The sequence below is a fragment of the Acinetobacter sp. P1332 genome (assembly GCF_044057475.1).
GTDB lineage: Bacteria > Pseudomonadota > Gammaproteobacteria > Pseudomonadales > Moraxellaceae > Acinetobacter > Acinetobacter johnsonii.
Genome location: NZ_CP171158.1, coordinates 50,781 through 77,694, shown reverse-complemented (window position 1 = coordinate 77,694; position 26,914 = coordinate 50,781). Strand labels below are relative to the sequence as shown.

General features: G+C 36.6%; 20 protein-coding genes. 10 read left to right on the top strand and 10 right to left on the bottom strand.

Annotation, left to right across the window (positions count from 1 at the left end; genetic code table 11):
- The first annotated feature begins 130 nt into the window (after positions 1 to 130).
- The 6 genes from ACFN7Z_RS17935 (at position 131) to ACFN7Z_RS17910 (ending at position 11,830) form a co-directional block, all read left to right on the top strand.
- Entirely contained in the window at positions 131 to 7,357 is a 7,227-nt protein-coding gene (locus ACFN7Z_RS17935; RefSeq protein ID WP_395442704.1) for an LPD1 domain-containing protein, read from the top strand.
- 9 nt (positions 7,358 to 7,366) lie between these two features.
- Positions 7,367 to 7,798 carry a hypothetical protein gene (locus ACFN7Z_RS17930; RefSeq protein ID WP_005005806.1) on the top strand — a complete coding sequence of 144 codons (432 nt, stop codon included), beginning with the start codon at positions 7,367 to 7,369 and terminating at the stop codon, positions 7,796 to 7,798.
- Positions 7,799 to 8,070: 272 nt separating this feature from the next.
- Complete coding sequence (locus ACFN7Z_RS17925) at positions 8,071 to 8,643, top strand: hypothetical protein (RefSeq protein WP_005005807.1); 573 nt, start codon at positions 8,071 to 8,073, stop codon at positions 8,641 to 8,643.
- Entirely contained in the window at positions 8,597 to 9,385 is a 789-nt protein-coding gene (locus tag ACFN7Z_RS17920) for a hypothetical protein (protein ID WP_043041460.1), read from the top strand. The genes ACFN7Z_RS17925 and ACFN7Z_RS17920 overlap by 47 nt, the downstream gene beginning before the upstream one ends.
- An 8-nt stretch (positions 9,386 to 9,393) precedes the next feature.
- A complete protein-coding gene (locus tag ACFN7Z_RS17915) occupies positions 9,394 to 9,876 on the top strand; it encodes a hypothetical protein (protein WP_005005809.1) in 483 nt (160 codons plus the stop codon).
- Between the two features lie 97 nt (positions 9,877 to 9,973).
- Positions 9,974 to 11,830 carry a hypothetical protein gene (locus ACFN7Z_RS17910; RefSeq protein ID WP_032055060.1) on the top strand — a complete coding sequence of 619 codons (1,857 nt, stop codon included), beginning with the start codon at positions 9,974 to 9,976 and terminating at the stop codon, positions 11,828 to 11,830.
- Between the two features lie 48 nt (positions 11,831 to 11,878).
- Here ACFN7Z_RS17910 and ACFN7Z_RS17905 read toward each other — a convergent pair whose 3' ends face one another.
- Positions 11,879 to 12,280 (bottom strand): hypothetical protein, encoded by a 402-nt coding sequence (locus ACFN7Z_RS17905; protein ID WP_005005811.1) that lies wholly within the window; start codon positions 12,278 to 12,280, stop codon positions 11,879 to 11,881.
- A 49-nt stretch (positions 12,281 to 12,329) separates the two neighbouring features.
- A complete protein-coding gene (locus tag ACFN7Z_RS17900) occupies positions 12,330 to 12,743 on the bottom strand; it encodes a hypothetical protein (RefSeq protein ID WP_005028668.1) in 414 nt (137 codons plus the stop codon).
- 266 nt (positions 12,744 to 13,009) lie between these two features.
- Here ACFN7Z_RS17900 and ACFN7Z_RS17895 point away from each other — a divergent pair, with 266 nt between their 5' ends.
- The gene (locus ACFN7Z_RS17895; RefSeq protein ID WP_043041459.1) at positions 13,010 to 16,018 is read left to right on the top strand and encodes a DotA/TraY family protein; all 3,009 of its coding nucleotides are present in this window, start codon (positions 13,010 to 13,012) and stop codon (positions 16,016 to 16,018) included.
- 61 nt (positions 16,019 to 16,079) lie between these two features.
- Here the strand turns inward: ACFN7Z_RS17895 and ACFN7Z_RS17890 are convergent, their stop codons facing one another.
- The gene (locus ACFN7Z_RS17890; protein ID WP_032055055.1) at positions 16,080 to 16,574 is read right to left on the bottom strand and encodes a hypothetical protein; all 495 of its coding nucleotides are present in this window, start codon (positions 16,572 to 16,574) and stop codon (positions 16,080 to 16,082) included.
- Between the two features lie 243 nt (positions 16,575 to 16,817).
- Between ACFN7Z_RS17890 and ACFN7Z_RS17885 the strand changes: the two genes are divergently transcribed.
- Genes ACFN7Z_RS17885 through ACFN7Z_RS17875 form a run of 3 tightly spaced genes read left to right on the top strand, consistent with a single transcriptional unit; the run spans position 16,818 to position 19,703 of the window.
- On the top strand, positions 16,818 to 18,830 hold the full coding sequence (locus tag ACFN7Z_RS17885; RefSeq protein WP_395442703.1) for a peptidoglycan DD-metalloendopeptidase family protein: 2,013 nt from the start codon (positions 16,818 to 16,820) through the stop codon (positions 18,828 to 18,830).
- Positions 18,831 to 18,852: 22 nt separating this feature from the next.
- A complete protein-coding gene (locus ACFN7Z_RS17880; RefSeq protein WP_005005820.1) occupies positions 18,853 to 19,263 on the top strand; it encodes a hypothetical protein in 411 nt (136 codons plus the stop codon).
- A 14-nt stretch (positions 19,264 to 19,277) separates the two neighbouring features.
- Positions 19,278 to 19,703 (top strand): hypothetical protein, encoded by a 426-nt coding sequence (locus tag ACFN7Z_RS17875; RefSeq protein WP_005005821.1) that lies wholly within the window; start codon positions 19,278 to 19,280, stop codon positions 19,701 to 19,703.
- A 52-nt stretch (positions 19,704 to 19,755) separates the two neighbouring features.
- On the opposite strand, the gene ACFN7Z_RS17870 is transcribed toward ACFN7Z_RS17875, so the two are convergent.
- From ACFN7Z_RS17870 to ACFN7Z_RS17840, 7 genes are all read right to left on the bottom strand, one after another.
- Entirely contained in the window at positions 19,756 to 20,400 is a 645-nt protein-coding gene (locus ACFN7Z_RS17870) for a hypothetical protein (RefSeq protein WP_032055053.1), read from the bottom strand.
- The gene (locus tag ACFN7Z_RS17865; RefSeq protein WP_032055052.1) at positions 20,393 to 21,949 is read right to left on the bottom strand and encodes a UvrD-helicase domain-containing protein; all 1,557 of its coding nucleotides are present in this window, start codon (positions 21,947 to 21,949) and stop codon (positions 20,393 to 20,395) included. The genes ACFN7Z_RS17870 and ACFN7Z_RS17865 overlap by 8 nt, the downstream gene beginning before the upstream one ends.
- A gap of 3 nt (positions 21,950 to 21,952) precedes the next feature.
- Complete coding sequence (locus tag ACFN7Z_RS17860; protein WP_058952563.1) at positions 21,953 to 22,510, bottom strand: hypothetical protein; 558 nt, start codon at positions 22,508 to 22,510, stop codon at positions 21,953 to 21,955.
- Positions 22,510 to 22,950: a hypothetical protein gene (locus ACFN7Z_RS17855; RefSeq protein WP_227518668.1), complete on the bottom strand. Its 441-nt coding sequence runs from the start codon at positions 22,948 to 22,950 to the stop codon at positions 22,510 to 22,512. The genes ACFN7Z_RS17860 and ACFN7Z_RS17855 overlap by 1 nt, the downstream gene beginning before the upstream one ends.
- 141 nt (positions 22,951 to 23,091) lie before the next feature.
- Complete coding sequence (locus ACFN7Z_RS17850) at positions 23,092 to 23,766, bottom strand: hypothetical protein (RefSeq protein WP_032055049.1); 675 nt, start codon at positions 23,764 to 23,766, stop codon at positions 23,092 to 23,094.
- Positions 23,767 to 23,778: 12 nt separating this feature from the next.
- Entirely contained in the window at positions 23,779 to 24,684 is a 906-nt protein-coding gene (locus tag ACFN7Z_RS17845) for a hypothetical protein (RefSeq protein ID WP_005005870.1), read from the bottom strand.
- Between the two features lie 122 nt (positions 24,685 to 24,806).
- On the bottom strand, positions 24,807 to 26,336 hold the full coding sequence (locus ACFN7Z_RS17840) for a hypothetical protein (protein WP_227557108.1): 1,530 nt from the start codon (positions 26,334 to 26,336) through the stop codon (positions 24,807 to 24,809).
- Positions 26,337 to 26,914: the final 578 nt, after the last annotated feature.

Sequence of the window (26,914 nt, the reverse complement as noted above, 5' to 3'; positions counted from 1 at the left end):
ATTTTAAAGAATAACGCCTAAACCCTCCCTCAAAGTTAATTTTTTAGTTTAATATAAGCACATATAAGTACTCGTAAGAGTCGTTTTAAAGTCTTGGATCATGCTATGTGACCAAGTAGGAGACTATAAAGTGAATGAAGTTAAATGGCCTAATTTAACTGGTCTTGGTGCGCGTCTTGTAGTATCGCCAGCCAACAATTTTCGCCCAAAAACGGCGATGCTTGTTGTTAATGAATTTGAGCAATTCAAAAAATCTATTGAACAAAACAGTTCTAAGCAATTTGAACAAGTGTTAATGGATGCCCATTTTTATGAAGTGCAAAATGATGATGGTATTCATGCGTACTACTATAAGAACCCGGCAAAGTCTGGTATCGATCTAAACGATCTTCAGAAGGTCTTTCCAGCGTTTACCAACGATATGAAAGTACCGACTAAGCAAGAAGATATTTATCTCACCAATCTACCGTTTAAGAAGAACATTCCGAACTGGAAAAGTTACTTCGCATCAGCGACCGAACGCCTTTCCGCTTTCCCTGAAGTGTATGTCAGTAAGCTAAACAATGGATCTAATATCCTTGATACGCTGAAAACCAGTCTTCAGGAATCGAACAAATCCTACTTGGCTCAATTTCAGTCTTCAAAAATTCCTTTTAATCGTCTTCAAGATTATGGCTATGAAAATATCTTCTCTAAAGTCTATCTAGATGAAGAATCGGCGATGGCCAGTGGCGAAAGTCTAGATAATCTAGCCAAAATTAAGTTGTCTCCATTTGCAGTACCCGTCAATTACGAAAAAGATGGTTCGTTACTGATTATTGATGACTTGCGCCATATTCCTGAAATCTTTGCTCATGATCCGTATGAAGCATTGGGGTTAAATGACAATATTAACCTGGTGCATTTTGCTCATGAATACGAGTCCACTTTTAATCAGCTGATTGAGCATGGCCGTGGCAACAGAATGTTTAACATGAGCTTTAAAGATGTTGATGCTTATGTACAAAAATTAGCTTCTGATCTTGTTGTGATAGACCGTGTGTTTAATCAACAGCAATTGCCGTATCCAAAGCTATTAGAATCAGCTAAACAAGGTATTCCAGCTTTTTATAAAGATGAACACGGCACATGGATGGCGTCTAAACAAGGTATTGAAACACGCCTTGTAGATAAGATGGTGTATGACGCTGCCATGCTTCGCCATGATGTCTTACAACAAATGGTACGCCAGATGCCAACAGGTAAAGTTTTCTTTGCCGATCTGAGCCAAGAGTTCTCTGAATTCTCTGTAAACATCGTTCCTAAGTTTAATGCGCTCTATGATCACCAATCTGCTGAAATCAAACAGCGTAAACTAGAAGAACAACTCAATGAATCAAATGTTAACGAGATCTTGAATGATCTTGATGTTAATTTTGAGGCAACTGAGAAGGCATCTATTACTGAGTCTGATCTACTCAACATTGCAAATGACCTCCCTACTCCAGAAATTGATGATGTTGCCGTACTTAAAGAGCTCTTAAAGTTTCCTGAAGAATTATTGGATGCAAGAGGCAATGACAAGGTGCGTGATTTCGCGCCGTCTATGCTTGAAATTAGACAGATCTTGGATGTCTATGTCATTCCTAAGGCTACTGAACAAGCTCAACAAATTGAGAAGCAATATAGTGATTATCTAAATCAGAAATATGCTGAAATTCAAGATGTCGTGCGCTCAGCTACACAAACAAAAAGCTTTAGCGTAGATGATATTCAAGCGATCTCTGACGAAATCGACACACACAATGTTGAGATCTCAAAACAGTACAATGAAGTTAAAAAAGTCTTATGGCAAAGTGAAACTTTGGTATCTGGCATTACGTCTGCAACAAATACCTTTTTGTTTAATAAAAACAGCTTCTACTACGCTAAAGATGAAAACGGCAAATTTGTAGGTTTTGAATCTGAAGTAGAAAGCAATCAACACAAAGCGGATCTGTTCAAATTACTGTCTAAGCAATTCGACAATCAATTGGTTTCAATTAAAACGCCTGAGCTTCAGGAATTTGTGAATAATGAAACTGCAGTTGATATGTTGATGTCACGCACGAACAATTATGTTGAGCAAAATATCAATGATTTTGTTGCTGGTGATTTTTCTGCGCCGTTAGAGCTAGAGCAAGATGCACAGCGTTTAGAGTTAAGCGATCTGTGCACGGCTGATCTTGCTAATAACGATAAATTAGCTTCAGCGTATTTTGAAGAGTTTACTCGGCTTCTTGATGAATCAAACTTTGATGAAGCATTTTTAAAACAATCTCTATCACAAACTAAAAGTGCGTCATTCTTAAAGAACGGTGTAAATGAGATTTTATTCCGTAATTTATTGGTGCCAAATGCAAGTGAAAACTTCAATCGTAAGACTAAATCTGATTCTGTTCCTGAGGATATTTTTGCTAAAACTTCATCACATACAGATGGGTTTAGTCTGGACCGTCAGTTCAATCGCTTTGTTGAGGTTCAAAGCTTCCAAAAGGCATTAACAGCCAAATATCCGCAACAAGACTGGTCATTTATCACAAAGGATGACCGTGGCGAAAACATCAAGTCGATTGCTGAAGATATGCAGTCTGACATGGAAGAAGACCGCAAAGATGCAAAGGATCTGTTGTCGAGTATCGAACGTCAGTTTTATTCTAAAAATTCGACCTTATTTGTCTCGAACATGGATCTCGCTGCAGATGAAATCTATGTTCAGATTAAACCAACGGGTGACATTGACGATTTAAAAGTTAAAACCGTTAAATCAAATGAATTTGATGAAAACAAACATTTTTCATTGTCTACCGATGGCTACAAAGCAACAAATCAAGCGTATGCGAACATTGCCAAGTATTTTGTTGAGAAAACCCTATATCTAGAAGACGGCGATTATGACAAGGCAAAAAAAATAGCTGCCTTAGTGATTGCTGGTGAAGATAAAGAGCTCAAACAAGAAACTAAGAAAGTCTTTGGTGTAGAGCTGACTGCAGATGACTTGAAGCAAGTCCAAAGCATGCAGTTAGAAGATGGTAAGCTCCAGTTAAACAAAACTGCCCTACCGAACCACAACTACAACAACATTCAGCTATTCAACTATCTGAACCTGATTGATATTAATCAGCGTACAGTTTTTGGCAAATTTGATGTTGAAGTACAAAAAGAATTTGAGGTGATTAAGGAACTTCTCAAACCTAATGTAGCTTTTCAGAATAACGTTAAATATTTTTCGCTATCAGCTGAAGAAGAGAACGTACAGTTCAATAGTGAATCTGAATACTTTAACACTCAGCTAGAAAATGCTGTAAAGCACTATGAAGATCACCACGGCGCAATCAAGATCCCTGATCATGATTTGTTTATCACCGTGTTTCAAAAGAATGATCTTCAGTATATACGCCTCTACAATCATAAAGACAAAAATGCGCCGTTTATTGGGCATTCAGTTTCCCTAGATGCCAATATGCATAAGGCTACTGGCTTTAATGATAGAGATGCGGTTAAAACGTCTGCGAATGCTTTGTTTAAGTTATCGACTTCACGCAACAGCATGACGTTTATGCCTCCAGCTAAGTTCACTTTTGAAAAATATTACGAGTCAGATCTCAACTTCTTCAAAGCTAAAGACAGTCAGCAAACTTTAATCAATAAAGTGTTTACGTCTTTACCAAACAAGATATTCCAGTACATTTCTGATCATCCATCTAATTTCAACTCTAAATTAGATTTCATCAGCAATCTTAATTCTGCAACATACGAAAAGTTTGAGGATCTTAGCTACGAGAAAAAACCGAATGAAGTCACTGAGCTTCTGAGCAACATCTCTCCAGCGTACACCTATGTTATCGCTCATGTAGATGGCCAGACAGCAATCATGCCTAAAAACTTAACCAAAGTTTTTGATGTTCAGGCATTTGAAGAAGTTCATCCGTTTGATTTGGTGAGCTCTAAACTGCAGAAAAGCGATCTTAAAGAACTTTTTAGCAATGGTATCAATGGTGAACCTGATCCATTCATTAATAACCTTAAATTTAGTGTTGTATTAAAGCGTGTAGGCAATCCAGAACTTGAGGATATTCAGCCTAGATTTATGTTAGAGCAGATCGCCGTGAATGAGGCGTTTGCAGAAAAATATAAATCCTTAACCGCGTTAAATGAAGTCAATACCGTCATGCTTGAGCATGTCAAAGCATTACAAGATACGGTTAAACAGGCTTATGCTGAGCATTTTGTAGGTTCCAACCCTAAAGTTCACCAATACAAGTTGCTAAACAAATCATCTCAACAAGATGAAACACCGCAATTGTTTATAGTTGATACGGACTATGAGCCTCAATTGACTGCCGTGCTTCTTCGTATACCGTCTCATGACTTTCAGTATCAATTGATTACTGGTTTTGATGATGTAGACCAGTATAGTCACGAAATCTTAAATGCTATCGAATCTAAGGTTAATTTCGGTACCACTTTAGAGCAATTAGCACTATCTGACTTGCCTGAAATTCAGATTAAACACAAAACTGACTTTGAGAATAAGCGGTTAGCAAGTTTGCATTTCCAAACTTTGATTACGAATACGCTTGGTGCTCTATACGATCAAACCGCACACATAAAGCCGTATATCAAAACTGAAAATCACAAATTGTTTTTGGCCATCAAGCCATCGACCGACAATGAATATGCATCGGTTAAACTTTTTCGTGATAAAGCCGATATTCACGGTGATTACAAGTCTCTGTGCGTTTTTCCTGTTAAAAGTATGCGCTCAGTTGAAGATGTCTTACAACTTCAAAACCGTGTGTTTACTGACTTCACGTTTATCGATCAATTGGTACCAAAAGACAAATATGTGCCTGTTGATGTAAAGGTAGAGCCAAGTGACTCCCCGGCTACGTACTTAGGTGATGTAGGTGCCAAGTTTGGCGGTGCACATAAAGATCGCTACGGTGAATATATTTCATTGGAATATATTTCAGCGACATCAGCCGATCAAACAGCTACGGACTATCGAAAAGCAAAAATCGTTGCAAATAAAGAATTCCAAGCTTGGTACACCAATACGCCACTCGGTATTGATGACAAAATATTCGTAAAGGCAATGTATGACTACTGCCCAACTAAACCGTTATTCTCTAAAAATGCGTTGATGCTTGATAGCCAACGTGCGACAGAATTACGTGCGTATGTGGCTGTTGTTTCTAACATCAGAAATTTGATGGTAGATACTCAAGAAGAGTTGATTCATGCGGTAAGAAACAATAAAAGCTTATCTGCTGAAAGTCTTGGTATGACTGATCGCCAACGTAAAGACTATATCGGGCTTTATAGTAAAGGTACCAAGAACAACTACAAAAACTACTTCCAATTGCTTAGCAATTTGAATGAGTACTACATTATGCCAGAACATACAGGCGGTATCAGTGTTCAGCTTGAGAAAATCATCGAAAAAACGATTGATAAAGAACTCAGTGAGATTCTATCAACAGGTAAGATCTTTGATTTTTACGGTAAGTCGAAAGTCACTAAAGATGTGAGCGATGCGATCAGCAACATGCAACGTACTGGCTTATATTCAACTGTGCTTGAACCATACGTTCTGAAAAGTGCGATTGAAAGTGGTTTAGTTAAAGCTGAATCTGCACCTATTTATGTTAAAGATCCTGTTGCACCAGTTATAGAAGCAACGACTGAAGCTGTGAATACACCTAAAGCACCACGTTTGCCGTCATTTACCAGTGAAGTGAAAAAACTTAAAAATGGTTTTGTGACTGAAAAAGTCCAATCAAGCATTTACGGATTGTTAAATTACTCTCGTACTGGTCCTGATCACCGCCAAGGTGCCGATGTGGATTCATTCAAGCTTAAAGATGACTTTTCTATCCATGGTGTTGAAGTAGGCAATAAAGTTAGTCCTGTGGCTCAACAGTTGGTTAATGCCGTGTATGACTCATTGGCTGACTTAAAACAACTCATGGGCTTTAAATCAAACAATGGTTTATTGAACTTGGGTGTTGCTTTGGCTTCACGCGGAATTAAAGGATCTGCAGCGCATTTTGAGCTGTCTAAGAACGTGGTTAACTTAACTCGTGATAGCGGATCTGGAAGTTTGGCTCATGAGTATGGCCATGCGCTAGATGCACACTTAGGGATGTTGGAAAAAGCGGAAGTATATAAAAATCACGCTCAAATGAATCGTTCTGTACTTCAGGACTATTATGAAGACATTCCTAATTTTGAGATACCAGGTGCACGACACTTCTTATCAAATATGTTGGATGCTGGATACTCCCCTGTTACTGAGTCCGGTCGTGCTTTTGAAAAGTTACATCGTGCGATGATGAATGAGCCAGTTCAGGCAATGAAAAATTACGGTCAAGTACTTCATGAGAATGCTGAGACTGCAATCAAGGCGTACCACACTGTTGCTGATTCAATGCATGATGAAGTTATTAAGAATAAAGAGAATTATCCTAATTCTACGCGCAAAACTTTAAACAGCTTCTTTGACTGGCACCAAAAGCACTATGAAGATCTCATTCGCCGTCAGTTTGAGAAAATTGAAGAGTACTTGAAGAAGTATGAGCGTGAATATAAAGTTGATACAAACCTATCTTTCTTCAGTACGGTTCAAGACAAGGTGGATGTCATTGTCTCTAAAATTAACACTGACATTAATGCTATAAGCTTTAAGTCGTTTGAGCGCTATCAGCAAAAACTTAATGATATGCGCCAGCCAGAACATCATTTACCTACAACCGGTTTGGAAGAAAAAATTACAGGTGTTGCGACTGCAGCGAATGTGGATTTAAAAACACTATCGCAAAACCTATCTGAATACTTGATAGAGTCATCTAAATACAAGTTCTATAACCTGGTAGAGAAGTACATGCCTGAGGGTGTTAAAAATCCTCATACTCAAATGCAAAACTTCTTTGATAAGTCACAAGACGTTGAAATAAACGTAGGTGATATTCGTTTTAGTGACAATCTATCGCGTTATAAAAAGGATTGTTTAAATATCGACAGTGCTGAAAATCGTGCAACGCCGTATTACGCGACCAGTACCGAAATGTTTGCCCGTTATTTTGAGACTTATTTGTACTCTAAAGTTTCAAATGAAAATGAAATGAAAAACTCATTTTTAATTGACGGCTACCCTACCGTACAACCTAAAGGTTTAGAGTTTGAGATCTGCAGAAACTTGACTGAACAATTAGTCGAAACTTGTGTGAATGAAATATTTGATCAAGATCTGCAAAACGAAAATACCCAAAAAATTATTGCTGAAGTTTCGATTGAAAAAGAAAATGAAGCTGACCAATTAAGACTTGAGATGTGAGATAACTAAATGCAATACGAAAATATTCATGAAGCAAAAACGCCACTTAAAAGCATGATTACTCGTAGTCATGCCTATATTCGCCTGTTGGTAGAAAAAAGTATGGCTGATGGTATTAAGTTTAAATATCACAACGGTAGACGTTTAACTCAAATTGATGATCCTGAGCGTGTTGTTTCTCAAATCTTCCCTTATTTTTTCCGTTTAGTTTTCTTGGAAATATCTACTTATTACGGTCAAACATTTGATGGTCTTAAGTTTCATTCTAAGAAACGTGCAACAGGAACATTGCAATTAGAGGTCAGTATTCTTGAAGACAAAATACCGAACCAATTAGAGTTTTTCACCTTTATTAGTTACGTTTTTAACTATGGGTTTTTAAAAAATCAATTCCATGAAGACTTAACCCTTTTAACCAAAGCAACAAAGTTTGCCAGTTAAAAGGTAGATCCATTTTAAATCTTAGATTTAGGTATATACTAAAAATAATTTTTAAATATTTAAACTTTCAATGTGGCTTTATAATCAAATAAAGCCATATTGATTTAGAAACAAGTTAGATATTTTTAAATTAAAAGTGTGGCGAAAGTATCAGTTTTATAAGTCAAACAGTCTGCAGTCTTTTAGGTAGCTGTTGTAATGAAATAGTCATAATTGAGTCGCTGTACATTTGATGTGTATGCCCTTTTATTAATCCCATTGGAGATGATCGAATGCAAAAACCATTGCATGAAAATCTTGAAAACTTTCTGCCTTACTTGAAAAGTGAACTCGCTGCCAAAGGTATTTTAAGTGCGTCACTCAAAACCATCTTTTTGAACTACATTGATCAGATCACAAAAGAGAATAGATTCGTCACCCATACCAATACCACCGATCGACAAATTGTATATATAGAACGTGGCGATGATGCATTGTTGTTGCGCTTTAAATATTTTGTTGAAAATAATGAGTACTTAGAAGTTGAGTTAATCATCACGGATACTCATGTAAAGTTGGTTTATGCTGAATCACCAGAATTACACTTGCTTTATGATGATGAAACACCAATTTGCTTAGATGCTGGCCAATTAATCAAGTGTACCAATGACTATGGCACATCACTTGCTACTTTAATTAGCGCCCTATTCCACTGTTTACTCAGTGATGATCCACAAAAAAATATCCAAGACGTACTTAATCAAACTAATCTTTTTGACAAAGTTTCAGATGAAAATGCCGAATTAAACAAGGGTTCACATGATTTCGATAACCGACAAAATCAAGCAAATATCTGGGTTTTCTGATTCAGATTCAGAAGTTGTTAAGGATAGTGTTTTATCCTTATCTACTGCTTTGTGGATCATGAATATACTCATGTCCACAAATTTTGTTATTGGTTTAACCAAGAGAGATCAGAAGCTTTTTGATAATGCCAAAGAAACGCTGATTACTGAAATGAAGCGGTTAAATTACAATCTTAACGATTATAAAGTACTCCCTGTTTCAAAAAAGAATGAACCGCTTTTGCTTCAAATTAAACTTGAACAAAAATCAGATCGGATCATAGATTTAGTCAATGCCAATTTAAAGGATTTATCCAAAGACGAGTCCATGGTTATTGAAGTTCTTTATGCAAATTTAATGAATAGTAATAGTGGTGTTTGCATCACTATAAGCGATATTCATGATAAAACAGCGCTTCAAGTCAGTGAGATTCTTACTGACATTTCAAAAGAATTAAAGGTATCTACTTTATCCGATGTTCTTGATATTTATGCACGACCAATTGAACATAATAATGCCAAGGTGAGCTTTAACCTGGTGAACCCATGGGCATTATCAACCGATAGAAAAAAGACTCTTTGCATTGCTGCACCCATATTCAATGAATACAACAGTCCATTTAAATTGATTGCACTTCTTCAAAATCTCATTTATCTAATTAATCAGAAGTGTACTAATGAAACGGACCTTCTATTCGATTCCATTAACCTACCAAAATTTCAAAATAGACTTTTTGGCCAAAGCTTTTTTTATATTAATTAGGACTAACCATGAAAAACCAAACACGCCCATTTACTGTAGTGTTGTTGGCTCCTATTGCAGAACAACCTATTCATGCTTTAGTTGCGCCATCAGGTGATTCAATTCTGTTATCACAAGATACGAAAGTCTCTACTCTCGCAAATATTCCAGATATGATCGAATCTGAGTTCGGTACATATGATGAATTTCTTATCGAACATCGCGATCAATTTATGCTGTTTAACCAAGTCGCATCTGATTTAGATCCTGATCTAATTTTTCCTAAAGTGCATTCAGACCTACTTGAAGATAGCTTATGTATTATTCGTTCTATTTTCGCTTTTGAACGTTTCAAATTAGAAGAAGAACAAAAGAATGCTACTCGTAAAGAGCCTAAAGAAATTAATCAAGAATATTTAATGAAACGTGCGATAGACCAGGCAATGACTTTAGAGCAAGATGTTTCTGACCTTTCATCAAATGTAGAGCGCTTACAAAGCCCGATGTCTTAAACTCCATTAAATATATTTAAAATTAACTTTAAACCCTCTCTTAAAACTTATATGCTTATTAGTAATAGTTTAAGGGTGTGGTTTAAAGTATTTTTAGATGGATACAAATTTAGTTTTTTTCGATGACTTTAACGCTACTTCTAACACCTCTTCTGGTGAAAATCACCGTTCTTTAATTAACGTACTATTCTTCTTTCTCAACTATCATAAAGGTACGTTTTTAGCTGATACGATATTTTTTGATACCCACTATCAAACAATTGACAACCGTAATATTGTCGGGGTTTTGCCTATTCTTTTTAGTATCTGCGAGATTGACCGTTCAAAAGGTCACACCGGGCAAATAGTCGATATTCAACAGGATCTAAATAACGTAGATGAAGATGATTATGAACTTGTAATTGATATAGATGATACGCAAACATTTAACTTGTTCTACCACTTCCTTAAACCATCCAATGATGCACCTGTAAAACCACACCTTAATCAACTAAAAGTATTCCCAGACAACTTAATCGATTCGATTAAACACCATGAGCTTTTAAATTACATTCTTGCTCTCATTGAGAATAAGATCTGGACCGATTCTGATGTATTTACGTATGAGTACAAAAATAGGTTTTTGTATTGCGTTTTTATCTATTTGTCCAAGACCATAGATCTAAGTTTTAATAGCTCTCACGATTCTTTCACGAGCTGGCTTGAGCTGCGTAACCTATCTTGGTTTGGTGCTAATGAAGTTGATACCAGTGACTTTGCAACATTAGAGCTTTATATACATGCCCTATCCTACACGCTAAAACTGGCAAAGCATGTTGTAAAAGCAATCATCAATAATAATGTGACGCCGTTTAAAGTTGCACCGCAAGAAGAATTGTTTTACTTTTTTGCTGAACGTACAGACGCACGTTCTCCTAATGAAGAGACTACACCGCCGTATACGCCAGCGGAAGATGATGAAACTTTTTCCACTGAACTTTCTAGTGCTCCAGTACCAGCACCGTCAAATAAGGAAACACCAAAAGTAACCGATGCTTATTTATTGGTTGGTGCGGATCTTGAGGATTCTGAGTCCACAACACCAGAAAAGAATGTGATTACTCAAGACTTCAACTATCAAGCACGTTTAAATGAATTGTATGAGCTGTCAAAATCCATCAAAGATGAAATTATAGATGCTCCAATCATTTCTATTAATCAAGCGTGGAATATAGTGCAAGATAAATGGAAGTTTTATCTCGATACTTTTTCAAGTAGCTACTTCAATATGAATGATTTTGAGAAGACGGCTATTCTTAAACAATTGAAATCACTCAAAGCCAGTATTTTTATGAACTGGTTTGATATTAAGTCGGGTGCTGGCCAGCAAGTATTTATTGATCTAGTGTCATACGACACGTTTAAGATTGAGTTTCTTTCTTCTGAAGCTAAGATGATCCAAACTTACATGAAGGACCGTATCAAAAATCAGATGTATTTTGAAACTACAGCGCCACAACCAAAGTTTTTGAGAAATCTAAAAAACTTATTTAATGAACGTGTCGATACGCAAAAAATTAAAGACATCGAAAACACTGAACTTTTGTTGAAGGTGAATGGCATTCTTGACGGTGTTACCAAAGATCTCATTGACAATATCAATCTGCATTTATCAAATGACATTTATCTTGTGAACTACTTTTCTAATGTAGATAAGGAACTGGAACCGCCCAAATATCACTTATTAGATATTTTGCTTCGTACTTCAGTGCTTAACCTTATCTATGTTTGCCCTACCGCATCACTCAATGCAACCAAGGATCTTCTAAATGCAATCACTGATCCTGAAATTGAGGTTTCAGCTTTTGATACATTCGACCGCAAACAATATCAAAATCAAATTGTAAAAGAACTCGCATGTTCATTCCGTCAGCGCATAGATCCATCTGAACTTTTGAAGCTAGATATTACGTAGATATAAAAAATGCCCATCATTCGGGCATTTTCTTTTTAATGGTTAGGCTTACCAAGGTCTAGGCTCTGGTGGGCGTGATGTGTATTCGTTATCCGTATTGTTTTCAGATTCATTGTCTTGGTCCAATTCTGGATCTGTTTGTTTGTAGCGGTTTTGGTAATCTTGCTGCTCAATTAAATCTTCTAGAGCCATTTCTTTAAAGTGGCCAACAAGTAATGAACGTGTTTCTTCTTGGTATTCTGGTTCTTGCGCTAATTGACGACCAATTTCATTCGGTAGTTTATTGTCGTAGATATATTTTAGGTTGGTTCGTTGTGTTTGTAGTGTGGGTTGTGGGTTAAACTCGTCAGTAAGGGAAACTACTTTAGCTTCACTAAAACTAGCACCACAATTAAAAACGGCTCTGGTCGCGTCTTGAAGTATATCTTCTTCGTTCTGAATGTTTTCCATTTGGCTTAAACCCTTTATTAAAGTCAGAATCTTAAAATTAAGATATGTATTAAGATACCCAATTATACTTCAATAAATTTTCAATTTGTACCTTTAACGCTTCTTGCTCTAATCTGTCTAAACCTATTGTTGCGATGTTCTCTAAAAACTTGTCTTTATACTCGTTGTAACTTTCTATATCGTCTTTTTTAATGGTTTTGTCTAGATTTAACGTAAGCATGAGGTTTAATACTTTTAATATTTTTAGGTTCTTGCGTTTTTTGAGAACTTCAATAGGATCTAATTCAAAAGTATTTATTTTATCTAGTTTTTCTTTATAAGTTATTGCCATTAAAGGGTTTATGCTTTGGTTGAGTATGTAGGATAACTCTAAAACAGTTATATCTTTCCCCATATCTTTAGATACAGATTTCTTAATTTCCGACAGTAAAATTAAGTGAGATGTAAACTTTGCTTTATCCATAATAGTCTCTTGTATTTAAACTAAATCATTAAAACAATTAGCAAGTCATGTTTAAACTTTCTGTATATACCAATAATAGTTTTGTGGTACATTATTGCTAATTTAAAAACCATTGTTATTTGTAATAAAATGGTTTTAATGATTCTTTGGTTAAAAGGTATTAAGCCTTTTAGTTAAACGTCTAACTTGTAATTTATAACACTTTGCTTTTAGTCGTCTTAAGTAAGCGATGTATAAGAAGCATTAAGAAAAACGGTGAGTTAGCTATGAGTTTATTTTGTCAATCGACAAATCCGAATTGTGATGGCGACCAAGCCGTTACTCTTCTCTCATCTATCTTTGGACACGACTTCATCAATGCGTTTATCAATGCGTCTGGACCAGCTTCGACAGTACCATCATCAGGTTTACTCACTAATATATTATTAGGCGGTGTAGCTAGTGTGGCAATGTCGTTGGTTTTGGTTTTTGCGATCGGTATTGGTTTAACAGCACTTTTGAAAAGCGCCCAGGACGGTGAAGCTTTCGGGAAAGATTCAAAAGTCACTACGATGTTTTCCCGAATATTATATTCGATTATTTTACTTTTACCTACGGCGTCCGGCTACTGTTTCATTCAAGTAGTCGTGCTAGGTATGGTGCTATGGTCAAATAATGTATCCAATACAATTAATAATAGAACGTTAGGCGAATCCTTAATGGCTTCGGCTAGTTTGTCAGATACGCACGATCATCAGCGTGACATCTTTGGATTTAGGAAAAATGCGCCTGTTATGCTTCGCCAGCTGCATTGTATTAACGTTTTAAACCAAGAGTTTTATACTCTACCACCAGCATTCGGGCGCTATTTTAGTGATGGTGCTTATGGGGGGAATGCTAATCCTGGTGTTAGCATGACTGCAGTAGAGAAAAAGCAAAACTACATTGATAAAACCGCTAAAACTGCAAGTAACTGGACATCTGTTACTTATAACTTCGCTTACGCTGACAGCCGTTTAGAAGTTGGGGGCAAAAAAGAGCCGATCTGTGGCGGTGCTTCAATGAACGTTGTTAATCCAGCTGCGGTTAATGCTGAATTAATGGACATTCCTGTTTATAAACTTCGCCAATCAGATCAAAACAAGATCAACGTTGCTTTGGCAAATGTTCAAGCTAAGTTACAACAAGAAAAGAACAATCTATATCGTCAATTCTTTATCGATTTAGAAAAGTGGTATATCGCGTATCAAGTAAATGCTAATGCTACTGAGCAAGAAGGCACATTCCCTATTAGTAAAGCTGGAATGGATGCCTTTAATGCGCTAGTTGATGATTATGTGAATAAGAGTCATACCGTAACGAATAATGTTCTGACTTCTGAAAATGGCTATACTGCGGTTCAAACTGTTGTTAATACGCTAAATCAGCGCGGTTGGATGATGACGCCTGAAGCTCGTATTAAAGTAGGTCAATATCGCGCTATTGTTGAGAAGTATATTACTGAACCTTTGTGGACGTTCACCCCTCCTACACTGAATTCAGCAATCATGAGCAACTCAAAAGGTGAAGCAATTTATAACACCGTTTATGTTGCAATGGATAATGCTGTTGGTAGCCTTACATCCAACAATAATTGGGTGGCAAACGGCGATATTGCCGACTCTACCAACTTAATATCAATGTCTACCGATGGTGGTGACTCAAACAAAGTATCCAACATCGATCAAAAGTTTTCGGCGTATGGTTCTGCTTGGGCAACAAACATTACTAAATCATTGGTAATGGGTATATTGGTCGGTGAAAAAGGCGATGCGGAATTATTAAATAATAATTCGTCTAGCTCAAATATCAGCCCTACTACATTGCACCGCAATACGAATGTTATCCGTAATATTCAAGATACTGGTGAAGCAATCTTAGTCTATAAAGCTGTGGCTCAAGGTACTGTTGTCGGCATGAAATTAGTCGTGCTTACTGCTCGTTCTGGTTCTGCACTTGTTCAATGGGTACCAGGGCTTAAGGGCGTAACTGAAGAAGGCACCAACGCTTTAGAATATGCCGTTGAAAATATCTTTGCTCCTATCCTTGGTCAGCTAGTAACGTATTTGACGATTCTTGGTGTGTGGATGGCGGTTGTTATTCCATATATGCCAATGATCTTCTTTGGTCTAGCTTGTGTGGGTTGGATCATCCATATCCTATACGCTGTGTGTGGTTTGCCTTTATGGGCGCTAATGCACATGATCCCTGAGCGTACTTTTGTCGGTAGCCAAACACAAGGTTATGTCACGGTATTAACGTTGTTCATGCGACCAATATTTATCATTGTTGGTTTCTGGATGGCTGAAATTATTATCGGGCCAGCTCTCGTTACGCTTACTGATATGTTCTTTAGCTACCAAGGTGCAATGAGCATCGCTTATTCATCTAATACGTTTACAGTTATCTTTACTGAGCTGATTACGTTTATCTGGAAGTTCTTCTTATATCTATTCTTGATGACTTCAGCGATCTACCTGATTTACGGGTTGGTATTTAGTGTTGCTGACCAAGTACAACAATGGATTGGTTCTGGATTGAATGGCGGTCAGTGGGGTGAAACAAACTCAAAAGAAGCTATACAAAAGTTTGGTGGCGCTGCAAGTACGTTGTCTGGTCCATCTCCAGCATCTCGCCGTCCTTTACCGCCTGGTAGACGTCCTGATGGTGGTAAGGGTGGTCCAAACAATCCGAAAGGAGGTGGTGGTGGTGGCAATGGTGGTACAGGTGGTAATACATTAGGCGGTACTGGTAGTACGACTGCATATAGCCCTGTAAATATGCCAGCTAGATCCGCTTCTTTTGGCGCTGCAACTGGTGGTACAGGTGGTATTACTCCAAGTGGTGTCAGTGGTGGTACGGGTGGTACAACTGGTCTTGGTGCTAAACCAACATCACCTAGCCCAAGCCAAGGTCAATCTACATTCGGTATGGGTGCTACAAGTGTAAGTGGTACAAATAATACGCCTACTACTGGTGGTGGTCTATATGGTGCAAATGCTTACGGAAAAACAGCTTCTACGTTTAATCGTGGTGTAGCTAAAGCATCAGCATCTAAGACTGGTTCTACTTTCGGTAGTGTGAATGTTGCAAGTAGTACTGGGTATACGTATGGTACTGGTTCGACTCCTAATGCACGTTTTGGTGCTAGTTCTAGTGCAACCAAGAAATCTAATATTTCTGGCCGTAGCTCTATGACTAATCGTGTGCGTTCAGGTTTAAGCTCAACTCTGTCTAAGTTTAAAGGTAAACCTTAAAATCTAGACAATAAAAAATGGTGCTCAAAAAGCACCATTTTTTTTATCAAAATATTCATAATTAAAAGTTAATTTTCTGAATGTTGTTTTTGCTTGTAGAGTTAAAAATAAATCTACGAACGCCGATATTAACAAGTTGCTGTTGATCTTTCTCTAGCTGACCAACTGCATGACTGTAAGCACGGTTCAAATTGTTATATGAACGGTTTTGCACAAGTAAGTCAAAGTTGTTGATACGCTCTTTTTCTAACTCAATTTGCTTGTTATTAAGCTCGATGTCTTTTGCTTTCATTTGGGCGCAAACATTGTTGTACTTGTTCGCCAGCTCATTGTGCTTGCTTGTAACGTCATCAATGTGTGCGTTCGCTTCAGCAACCAATTCGTTATACTGATTTGTAATACCTTTGATTTTGTTTTCTAGCATTTCAATGTGAGCTAACAAGGCATTTTCATTCTTCAGGTGTACTTTGTTTTGGATTAAAAAGTCTAATCCCATTGAAGCGCGGTCAATCGCTTGGTCGAAAGTAGCGCTTAAAACGTGTGCGTGATTTAACATATTTAGATACCTCACTACTTTTATTAAATTAAAATATTAAAACCATGTAACCTTATTCTTAAACCTATCAATAAGATTAACGCTATATGTATATACTATCTTAAAACAAAACCTAAAAACTTTTTTTAAAGTATAAAATAAGTATTTAATCGTATATACTTAATCCGTCCACTTAGATATTAGGGACATTTAATAAGAAGTTAATTTATTTTAAGAACTTCCTTTAAGCCTGGCGATTCACTTATGAAATTTAGACCCTCATTTCAATTAAAGCCCTTGAGCTGTGGCATTAAAGTCGCAATTTTAGTGACTTGCTCGGCTTTTATTTATACCGCTAACGCCGATCCTATTTCTGAAAACGTAACCGCTACAAACGCTAATACGGCAAAAGTTCCTAACAACGCTCAAAAAATGCTTTTCCATAAATATTCGATCATGCCGAATGATGGGCGCCGTAGTGCTGGTCGTTTTGGTGAATTTCGTTTGCGAGGGGGCGCTGCTGGTAGTCATAACGGTATTGATATTAGTCGTGCGAATCCTAATGACCTTACACTTAAAGCAATTGGTTCAGGTTCTATTGTCTCTTATGACACACGTTCATCTGGTTCAAGCAACCAATCAACCACTAACCCACTAATTATGCAGATGGATACTGGCGATCGAATCATGTATCGCCATACTGATCCATCGTATCAAAAAAAATTTAACGCTTACCCTGGTCAACGTATTCAAGCTGGTCAAAACATCGCACACATGTCAAATAAAGGCTGTGGTTCATGTGCCGTGCATTTGCACATTGAATATGGTGTAAAGGCAAAACGTGGGCTAGATGTTTGGCTGAATAAAAACTTAGATCAAGTTTTTAAAAATCCATCCATTGCACTTCAGCAACGCGTTAAAGGATCTGCGCCATATGTGGGTAGTTCTGAATATAAGTTAACAGATCCTACGCCATATTTACCTCAGGACGTTGTGATTAGTGTCTCGCCACAAGGACAAGCATTAGAAAACAAATACACACCGTACTTGGGTAACACCATTAGGACTCAATGGAATGCCTTATATTCATCATCAACAGGAATCACCCTCCCCGTTTCTTCATCGGTAGATGGCATTGCAGTAAAACAAGGCAAAAAGCTTCCAGCACTTGCATTTAGTGGCGATGTTTCGATGGATGCTTATGGATCTGCACAAGTGCAAGTCGCTCAAATGATTGCTGACGGTACTATCTCACCTGAAGCAGCTGCAAGCGGTACCATTTATGCAAATGATGTTGCTCAATATGCACCGCCTAGAACTATATTTGGTGGTACGGCTGATGATGTGGGTTTTGATATTGGTGCACTTAATTCTACGCCAGCAGAATTAATTGAAAACATTGGTACTGGACGTTATGGCAACTCTAAATGGTTTAATGAATTAGCAACCATGTCGATGATGGGGCTTTTGATTGAAAAGCTAAACATTATCAATGCACAAAACTATTTGACTAAAGAGATCCATAAACAAAATGAACGCTTAGAGGCTCTTTTGGCAGCTTATACAGCGTCAGAAACTCAACGCTATTCTGGCCGTGTAGATGAACTTTATACGAAAGCTGAACAACCAACTGTTATTCCTGAAGTAGCAGTAGTTGAAATGCAACAGCTTTTTGATGAAGGTGGAAACGGGCAAGTTTATTCAGATGCACAAATCTTAAAAGGTGGACAAGGTACTCCAGATCGTAAATGTGGTTGGGGTATACCAGGTGCTTTTGGTGCGGTTAAAGATGGTATTAAGCGTGTTGCTTTAAAACATGGTTATAACCCTAATGACGTTGCAGCTATTCTTGGTTTTGAATCTGGCGGTTTTAATCTTAAAATTGACAACAACGCTGGTGCATATGGTTTAAGTCAATGGACTAAAATTGGTATAACAGATATTAATGCTTCAGATTTAACAGCGAGAGGAATACCAGCTTCAATTAAATCAAACCCTAAGCAAATCACTACCCTGAGTGCTCAACAACAAGTCGAATTATTAGATTTATACCTTGCAGTAAAAGCACGACAACGTAAAAGCGACTATAATAATAAAACAATAGCTGGGTTTTATGCTCTAGTTTTAGGTGGACCATATAAAAGTCCTAGTCGTGAATATAATGCGAACAGAAACCTTGATAGAAACCCTCGTGATGGTGTTGTGACTTTAGGTGAAGCCGTTACATTTGAAGGTATTGTTATGCGTTTATGCCCTTACTATTCTGAATACCCTTAATAGAGCAATTAAAGGAAATATTATGAAAAACAGATTTTTGTCTTTATTGGGTTTTAGCCTTTTAGCATGTGCATCTTTTAATGCTAGTGCTAATACTAGCTCAGACTCTATTCGTGCTGAACTTGAAAAACTGCGCTTAGTAAACGTTAAATGTGCTGCGGTTTCTAACGATCCATTTGATGCAAAACACCTAAATTGCTATACAAATGTTTATAACCGCGCAAGTCAGCTTGGTAGCCTTGCTTCTAAATATATTAATAATGAAGAAGCTCCGCGTGTTCTAGCTGATCACAATCGAAACTTTACTCAGTTACTTGCTAACTGCGATCAGTTATACGCTGGCCAGACTGCAAAGTACAAAACACTAAGCATGCAATGTAAAGCGACCAACAAATTAGGTTGGGCAATGTTTATTCCGGCATTAATGAAGTAATAAAGGATCAGATTATGAAAAAGTTTTTAAGTTTAGCTTTGATATGTGCTGCTACCATTATTACGTCATCTGCCAACGCTGGTTATAAGACCAAAGCTGAAGCTATTCAAGCTTATAACAAGGTACAAGCCGAGTATCAAAAATGCGTATTTAATTATAATGAAGCGCGTGATTCTGAGTACGGTTCACCAGAACTTAAGTGCAATACACCGTACAACCAATCATTAACACGTTTCATCAAAGACGTTCGTGCGGAAAGTCAAAAGAATGCTGCAGCTTGGCAAGCAATCAATATACAACATATTAAATTTAGCCAAAACTGTGATAGTCAAACTATGGTGAGTTCATACAATCCATCGTTTTTTATTCGTCAATCTTATATGTGTGAATCCTCTGCTTTTACATCTTTAGCACAAGTGGCAATCGACCTTTCTTATTAATTTCAAAACATAAAAAGGGCATCTATAAGATGCCCTTTTTTGTCGTTTGGTTTTAGACTTTTTCTATAATTGTTTCGGTATCTGGTGTTTCAACTTCAAACCCAAAGTGAAGATTACCGTATTCAATTGCTTCTTCTACCCAATGCAAGCCCATGTTTTGCTCATTTCCTACTTTGCTTGAATCATAAGCCTCAAGGGGCATCACCCTCTTAATATCATTTTCGATGAAAAAATATGTATAACAGTGAGGGTGCACGTAGATTCCATCAAAATAAAATGGAATTAAATATCTCCCCTTTAATTCCTTAAACTGCTCAATTGTATGTTTACTTGAAGCAATTCCACCGCCTGAATCTATGACAATGCTTCTAAAAGATCCTGAAGGAATATCAACGATAGCTAGGCCATCGAACGTTTCTACACCATTTAATATCTCTTTAGTTTTGAGAAAAACACCTGGTTCAAAATGGCGTTGCTTGAAATTAAAATCTTCTGTGAAACTAAAGTTTGACTTTGTTTCCTTTTCAATTAGATGAAACATTTCAAGAAGTGGTGTGATTATATCTGCGACCTGTGAGCCCTTTTTCTTAACTAGCTCCATGATATACGGTTCGTGATGAAACTCTCCGCGAATATAACTAGCATTGTGACATGCCTGAAACACTCTATTTTGCAGAACTTCAACTTGATTAGGCATTTGAAATCTCCATATTTTTTGAATTTAAGTGTTCCAATAAATCATTAATGCCATCTGTAAATAATATGTTTTTGGCTCGTGTTACGGTCACATACAACAGCCGTTTTTCATCTGCAGAAATCATTAGCTTTTTATCGAGAATTTTATAGTTAAACCCTTTTGCGATTAGGACATTATCCCACTCTAAACCTTTACTCTTGTGTGATGTGCTAATGACCAAAGTGTTTTTTGGGTCAGTTTCATCATCAGCCATACTATTTTCTAACGCCCACTCAATCACTTGCCATGAGTATTGGTTTGTTAGATCCAGAAAGGTTTTTAATTCTGTAGTTGCCCCCTCCACTTCTCCAAACACTTGTATATGGTCCACAAGCTCTTGGTAGGAAGAAAAGTTTTGAAGCTCTTTACACGTTGGCCGTTTATTTGCTCTCAGTTGAAAAATACCACTGAAAATATCTTTACTGCGCTTTCCATCAACCTCAAGACGTATTTTCTTTTCGCCATTAAGGTAGCTATGAAACTTAAAAAAGTATTCAAAAGCCGTAGCATTTGTTCTACAAATAATCGCGTTCAATGAAGATGGTGCATAACTTGATGTACTGAAAGTGGTAACTTTTGACGTTTTACTTGGTAAACCTTTTAACTGTCGGGTTTCACCAAAAAGTTTATTGAGAAGTAGATTAGCTATATCTGCAACTGCATTACCAAACCGAAACGACTGCTCTAAGTACAATGCTTCAAGATCTAGGTTCTGTAAAATATCTTTCGCACCCCTAAAGCCATAAATGCTTTGGTATGGATCTCCAACAAAAATAACTTTTGCTTTTTGACGTTTGAGTACATCTAGTATTAATTGGTCACTATCTTGGCTTTCATCTACCATCACGTAATCAAAATCAAGTTGTGGTTTTTGCAGTACCCACCACTTGAGATAGTAATCGTGTGTAATACCATAATCACCGTTTGGATCAACTACATCATTCCAGATCATTTTCGCAATTGAAGTGATTTTATCTTCAAGAACGTCATTGCGCTTAATTGATGTTTGTTCTTTTAATGCTATGTAAGCATGATCATTGGTAACAGTCTGATCCACTGTCATACAAAAATAACGTAATGTATTAAGGATAATCAGCGCTAATGTTAGATCGGTGAGTTGTCGGTTTTTCCCGTTGTACTGAAATCGAATGTTTTCAAGTTTAAACTTTTGAACAATATCTTTAGGAAGTAACGTAGGCTTGTTAATCTTATTTTTCAGCCAACCGGGTATATTTCTGTAAGCTAGGGAATGGAATGTAGAACATGTGACTGAATTCAATCCATATTCAGCGAATTTTTGATTAGCTTCATCTGCCATCTTTTTATTAAATGATAGATATAGTCCAAGCTTACCTAGTTGTTGCAAAGCACTACTACAGTGGATCAATGTCGTAGTCTTACCAGTACCAGCAAAAGCAATCAATTTAAAACTGGTTTTTAGTCGTGTTGCTTTATCAATTGCTCGTTGCTGTTCACTGGTAGGTTTTTGAGTAATTTTCTTCACAACCATTGCTTAATTTCGTGCTAGAAAAGAACTTGGTTTTTTGTTTTTCATTACAAGCACATCGCTTTCAACAATTTGCATCTGGCTTGCTAAAAAGTTAACTTGTTGCTTCAGTTCGATTATATCGCTTTTTAGTTCAACTACTTGCACTTGCATGTCAAGGTTTGAATATTTGAGCTTGTTATTCTCAGTTTCTTTCTCTTTTAGTGCTGCCTGTAATCTTTTGATTTCCTGTTGGCTCTCTATGTTAGCCACATTAATATTGCTTTTGCTTTGAATATTTTGTGCTTGAGAAGATGTACTCGCAATTGCAACAGGTGTTGGCTTCGGTTCTACTGTGCCATTATATTTGGTTGTCTCTGAGATCTTATCCCATAGTGAATATGTGCGTAATGGCGCTGGTATATTTTGATTTGGTGTTGAAAAACTGGTGCGTAAAGCATTTGCACTGTCTTTAGAAACAATGTCTCCAGAACTATTAATTTCAGTAAAGCCAGCATAAGCAAGTGAAACAACTGTTGAAACTGCTACTGCACCAATTACCTTAAAATAGTTTGATTTCTTCATTAGAATGCCCCTTTCAAACGCTTATTTTTTGCCGTTTGATTTGATGATTTTCGATTGATTGTGTTGTTTTCTAAATTGATAGAAACACCTACATTCATGACCTGATTTTTCTGTGGGTTGTATTGAATAAAGACCAGTTCTTTTGCATATTTCTTTGCGTGTGTTAAACGTTCAGCATGAATTTCATCAAGATTAAATCTGATTTGCATTCGCGATATATACAGCTTGAATAACTGATCATTTACTTCAGCTAAATTTAAAACTAAGCCTTTTTCATCTATAGAAGCAGACTCGAAAGCTAAATCATTTAAAAACCAATTTTCGGGTTGTATTAGTAAATAAAACTTTTCAACTTCGCTTGTGATTGCATATGAAAAACAAAACTCATTCACCTGATAGGTGCTTAAACAAATGGTTTCATTGTTATAGCCACGTTTCATGTTTCGGTCATATGAGCTCAACCACCAAACTAAATAGTGTCGTGCTTCCAACTCTTTAACGGTTATTTGTGCTATTTCTGAGGCCTTTAGCTGTAATGCTTCAAGGTTTTCTATTCGTCTAGCTCTCATAGATAATTCACCTTATTTTTCTTTAAAGCATGAGTTATCAAAAGCCATTGAGTTAGGATCTAACCCCATGTTTTTAAGAGCCAAGGCTTTACCGTCAAGTTCAGGGTTATCAGATGTGCTTAGTTGTTGCGAACTTGTTTCTGAAGATGCATTTTTCGCATTAGTACCTGAACCTAAAAAGTAACCGCCTCCAGCAAAAACAACTACTGCAGCTACAATGCCCATAGCTGGCCAAGACTTTTTAAAACTAGAGAATCTATCTGCTAAAGATAAGCTGTATTTTTCTTCATTAGAACGTATAGTGCTGTCTGTAACATCAGCCTTATATTCATTTAGAGCTTGATGCCAAACTTCCTTTATGTAGCTTTGAAGTTCATTTGTACTGAAACGAACCTTGCTTTTGTTTAAGTAATAGCATGGCTCACTAATAAGAATTTCTGTGTTTTCGTCAGAATTTAAGAAAACTTGTCCTCTAAACAAATTATTCTCGACCTGATCAAATCCTTTGATCGTTAATAGTAGATCTGTGGCCTTTGCATCTATATTGAAGATGCTCACCTGGCGATTTCTATCCGTATCTCCAGAAAGGTCAGAATCTAAAAACATAGACTCATTGTTTATCTTAGAGAAATAAGGTGAAAAGTTACCGACAATCGATTGGAAAGCTTTCAATTGAGTTTTGTTCATCTCAATTCCCTCTTATTTGAAAATATAGTCAAGAGTGGCTGTTTCTGAAGTTCCTCTACGAGCTTCAACTTTTCCAGTCTTTTTATTTACAAAGATAGCAACTGGTACACCAGCAGTTAGTGGCTGTGGCTTTTGTCCAGCGCTACGAATTGCTTCTCGCTGTTCACGATCTTCTTTTGGCATTGCAACAATATCTTCGTGATAGAAGAAGATAGATTGAAGAGCGCCTAAGTGTTTATCCAACTCAGCAAGTTCCTGTGGTGTAGGAATCACTTTAATTGAGTTAATTTCTTCATCTGTTCCATTAAAGGTTTTATTAATAGTATCTTCAGATGGTTTACGAAGAATTCCAGCAGCTAATTGTTTTCCGTTTTCACTTTGGTTTAGAACTAAAGCTGGAATCCATTTAATAGTTGCACCGCTTTTAACGTATGAGCGAGAAAGGTTGAATGTTTCGTGGCAATATTTACAGCGTGGATCGTAAATGATGTAAACAGTGTTGTTATCATTCGCTTTTCCCTCTTTAAACCCTGAAAGCGTTTTTACAGCTTTAAAGACTGGATGATTGTATGCACTGGCCAAATTCCCAACGGAAGCTGTTGGTTGTTGTGCTGGTGCATTCATTTTTTTTGCAGTTAATTTAAGAGGCTCAGATATATTTTTTTTAGTAGCAGAATCCCAAGCTGTACCATGTAAGATGACTTTTTCATCGGATGTTGTAAAAAACACCGCATTTTTCCCATTAGGTGCCTCAAGAATCCAAGAAGTTAAACCTCCACTAAAGGGTTTAACTTCTTTTACTTTGCCCATTTTTTGCATCTTAGAAGTAAGGTCCTGAGATGGTGCAGCGTAAGTAGAGATTGTAATAATACTAATAGCGCAACTTGCTACTATTTTAGTGAAATTATTTAAAAGCATTTTAGAGTATTACCTTTTAAGCCATGTTTTAATAGTATAGTTAAAATATGGTTTTAAAAAAATAGTTAAATAAAAAAGACCGGTGTTTTAATACCGGTCAATTATAACTTATAAGTATAAGACTAAAACCCTTTTTGCTTGTTTTTTTGTATTTCATCCTGTGGTATTTCTACACTCACCATATCAAAAACATGATCATCACTATACTTAAAATCATCTTTATAATTGTTTTTAGAGTTATAAGATCCGTTGTTTAATTCCTTGTCCGTAAACTCTACTACTCGAATAATACTGTTTACATCTTCAGCAGCTTTTTGTCTAGCTTCAGTCATGGCAAAACTCAATAATTCGTATTCAAAACCAACAAGACCAATGTTAAAGTCTGGCTCTTCTAATGGCTTCCCTAATTTCACCTCAATTAGATAATGCGAGATTGGACCTAAACCCTCACTAAACAAAGACGGTCTACCAATATTCTGTATGAATGCGTATGCAGTTCGATTGTATAGTTTTAACCAGCGTATATCTGTTGGTGGCATTACACCTAGCTGTCTTGCTGTTAATACAACCTCACACAAAATAGTTCTTACATATGCATGGTTATTAAAAATCTTAGTAGCAACGGGATGTTTAATGTATTTGTGAATTCTTTTTCTAAGGAAGTCAAAATTAAACCCTACAAGCTTACGATCGCCCTCAACATACTGATTTTCAATTGTAAACAATGGGTTGCTAGGTATATTTTTTGTGCAAATATCCCAATAGTAATTAATTAATGTTGTTGAATCTTTTTTGATTTTACGGAACTCTTCATCATCCATAGATTCATCAGTCGCACATGCTACTGGTAAATACAAAGCTAGCAAAATTGTATCAACATCGGATAAATACGATAATTCATCGGGTGTTGTTTCTTTTGAACTATCAAGGGTTATCCAAAGATCCCCTAGTTGTGCACGTAAGACATTTAAAAACTTCTCTTCATCTATGATAGGTACTGTTTCGCTTTTATCATTATATTCTTTCGTTACTCCGTTGATTGTAATGTTCACAAGGCGCTCTTTTGTTCCTGTAATTAACTCATGCCTATTTGCAAACTCATAAGTTGAATCAAGCGCTTTAAAATGACCATTGTTCGTATCATATTTTGACAAGTCTAATGGACCAAAAACCTGTAAGTGTCTTTGGTTTGGAATTTGTTCCTCTATGAACTCTTCTAGGTTCATGCTTTTGATAAAGCCCCGTGCTGGATGCTCGCTGTTGAAGCGGTCATAAGCTTTCTTTATCCAAGGTGTTGCCAGCAAAAATATTAATAAATTCCATGCTTGACTGGCTTTTGAAATTTGAAAAATAGTGACTTCGCTAAACTTATTTTGACAAAATAATGGAAGCCAATTGTTTGTTGGTTTACATAGGTGTTCTGTTGAATACACCAACTCACTTAGTAAAGGTACGTAATTAAGCCCGATAGCTTTGAATAGGCTATGTATCCACCATAGAGGAATAATTAAAATGCCTTTTGTGTATACTAAAAACCCTACAATTTGAGGTTTATAAGCAAACCATACAGCCAAAAAAGCCACTAAAACCATAACAACAGTAAATATATAAATATGATTCTCATGTACAAGCTTATCTTTTGGATCTGCCATTTTATACCCTATTAATATGTGTATTGTTGAGTATTATATAGTTAATATTGGTTTTAATCTAATTCCCCTTAAACCTTTTAAGGATTTTAAGTTTGGTTTTAAGATGTTGACTAAAGTGACACTTAATACCTTTTAAAGCTTAAATCAGGTCAACCTCAACACTAAGCCAGTATTCTTGGTCAAATACTAAAAAGAATGAATAAGAAGCCCTCCCCTACTAGACATTTAAGTGTATTAATCGCCTATATTATAAATTTCTCTATAAATATTGTTGGTAGTCTTTTTAGTGAATAGGGCACTCCCCTACTCAGCTAATATAGATCATTTTCAGTTGTGCATTTCACTACGTCTACTCATTTGTTTAACTGTAAGTAGTAGTAAGCCCTCCCCTCTTCTTGGCAACTCCCCTGTTATCAGTCTGATAATGAAAAAACCACGATTAGGAATCGAAAGCCATTATCAGTCTGATAATGAAAAAACCAACGATTAAGAATCTAAAGCCGTTATCAGTCTGATAATGAAAAAATCAACGATTAAGAATCGAAAGCTGTTATCAGCCTGATAATGAAAAAACCACG

Coding starts and splice junctions, on each gene's coding strand:
- ACFN7Z_RS17930 (WP_005005806.1), top strand. CDS start 7,367: ATGCAATACGAAAATATTCATGAAGCAAAAACGCCACTTAAAAGCATG.
- ACFN7Z_RS17925 (WP_005005807.1), top strand. CDS start 8,071: ATGCAAAAACCATTGCATGAAAATCTTGAAAACTTTCTGCCTTACTTG.
- ACFN7Z_RS17920 (WP_043041460.1), top strand. CDS start 8,597: ATGATTTCGATAACCGACAAAATCAAGCAAATATCTGGGTTTTCTGAT.
- ACFN7Z_RS17915 (WP_005005809.1), top strand. CDS start 9,394: ATGAAAAACCAAACACGCCCATTTACTGTAGTGTTGTTGGCTCCTATT.
- ACFN7Z_RS17910 (WP_032055060.1), top strand. CDS start 9,974: ATGGATACAAATTTAGTTTTTTTCGATGACTTTAACGCTACTTCTAAC.
- ACFN7Z_RS17905 (WP_005005811.1), bottom strand. CDS start 12,280: ATGGAAAACATTCAGAACGAAGAAGATATACTTCAAGACGCGACCAGA.
- ACFN7Z_RS17900 (WP_005028668.1), bottom strand. CDS start 12,743: ATGGATAAAGCAAAGTTTACATCTCACTTAATTTTACTGTCGGAAATT.
- ACFN7Z_RS17895 (WP_043041459.1), top strand. CDS start 13,010: ATGAGTTTATTTTGTCAATCGACAAATCCGAATTGTGATGGCGACCAA.
- ACFN7Z_RS17890 (WP_032055055.1), bottom strand. CDS start 16,574: ATGTTAAATCACGCACACGTTTTAAGCGCTACTTTCGACCAAGCGATT.
- ACFN7Z_RS17885 (WP_395442703.1), top strand. CDS start 16,818: ATGAAATTTAGACCCTCATTTCAATTAAAGCCCTTGAGCTGTGGCATT.
- ACFN7Z_RS17880 (WP_005005820.1), top strand. CDS start 18,853: ATGAAAAACAGATTTTTGTCTTTATTGGGTTTTAGCCTTTTAGCATGT.
- ACFN7Z_RS17875 (WP_005005821.1), top strand. CDS start 19,278: ATGAAAAAGTTTTTAAGTTTAGCTTTGATATGTGCTGCTACCATTATT.
- ACFN7Z_RS17870 (WP_032055053.1), bottom strand. CDS start 20,400: ATGCCTAATCAAGTTGAAGTTCTGCAAAATAGAGTGTTTCAGGCATGT.
- ACFN7Z_RS17865 (WP_032055052.1), bottom strand. CDS start 21,949: ATGGTTGTGAAGAAAATTACTCAAAAACCTACCAGTGAACAGCAACGA.
- ACFN7Z_RS17860 (WP_058952563.1), bottom strand. CDS start 22,510: ATGAAGAAATCAAACTATTTTAAGGTAATTGGTGCAGTAGCAGTTTCA.
- ACFN7Z_RS17855 (WP_227518668.1), bottom strand. CDS start 22,950: ATGAAACGTGGCTATAACAATGAAACCATTTGTTTAAGCACCTATCAG.
- ACFN7Z_RS17850 (WP_032055049.1), bottom strand. CDS start 23,766: ATGAACAAAACTCAATTGAAAGCTTTCCAATCGATTGTCGGTAACTTT.
- ACFN7Z_RS17845 (WP_005005870.1), bottom strand. CDS start 24,684: ATGCTTTTAAATAATTTCACTAAAATAGTAGCAAGTTGCGCTATTAGT.
- ACFN7Z_RS17840 (WP_227557108.1), bottom strand. CDS start 26,336: ATGGCAGATCCAAAAGATAAGCTTGTACATGAGAATCATATTTATATA.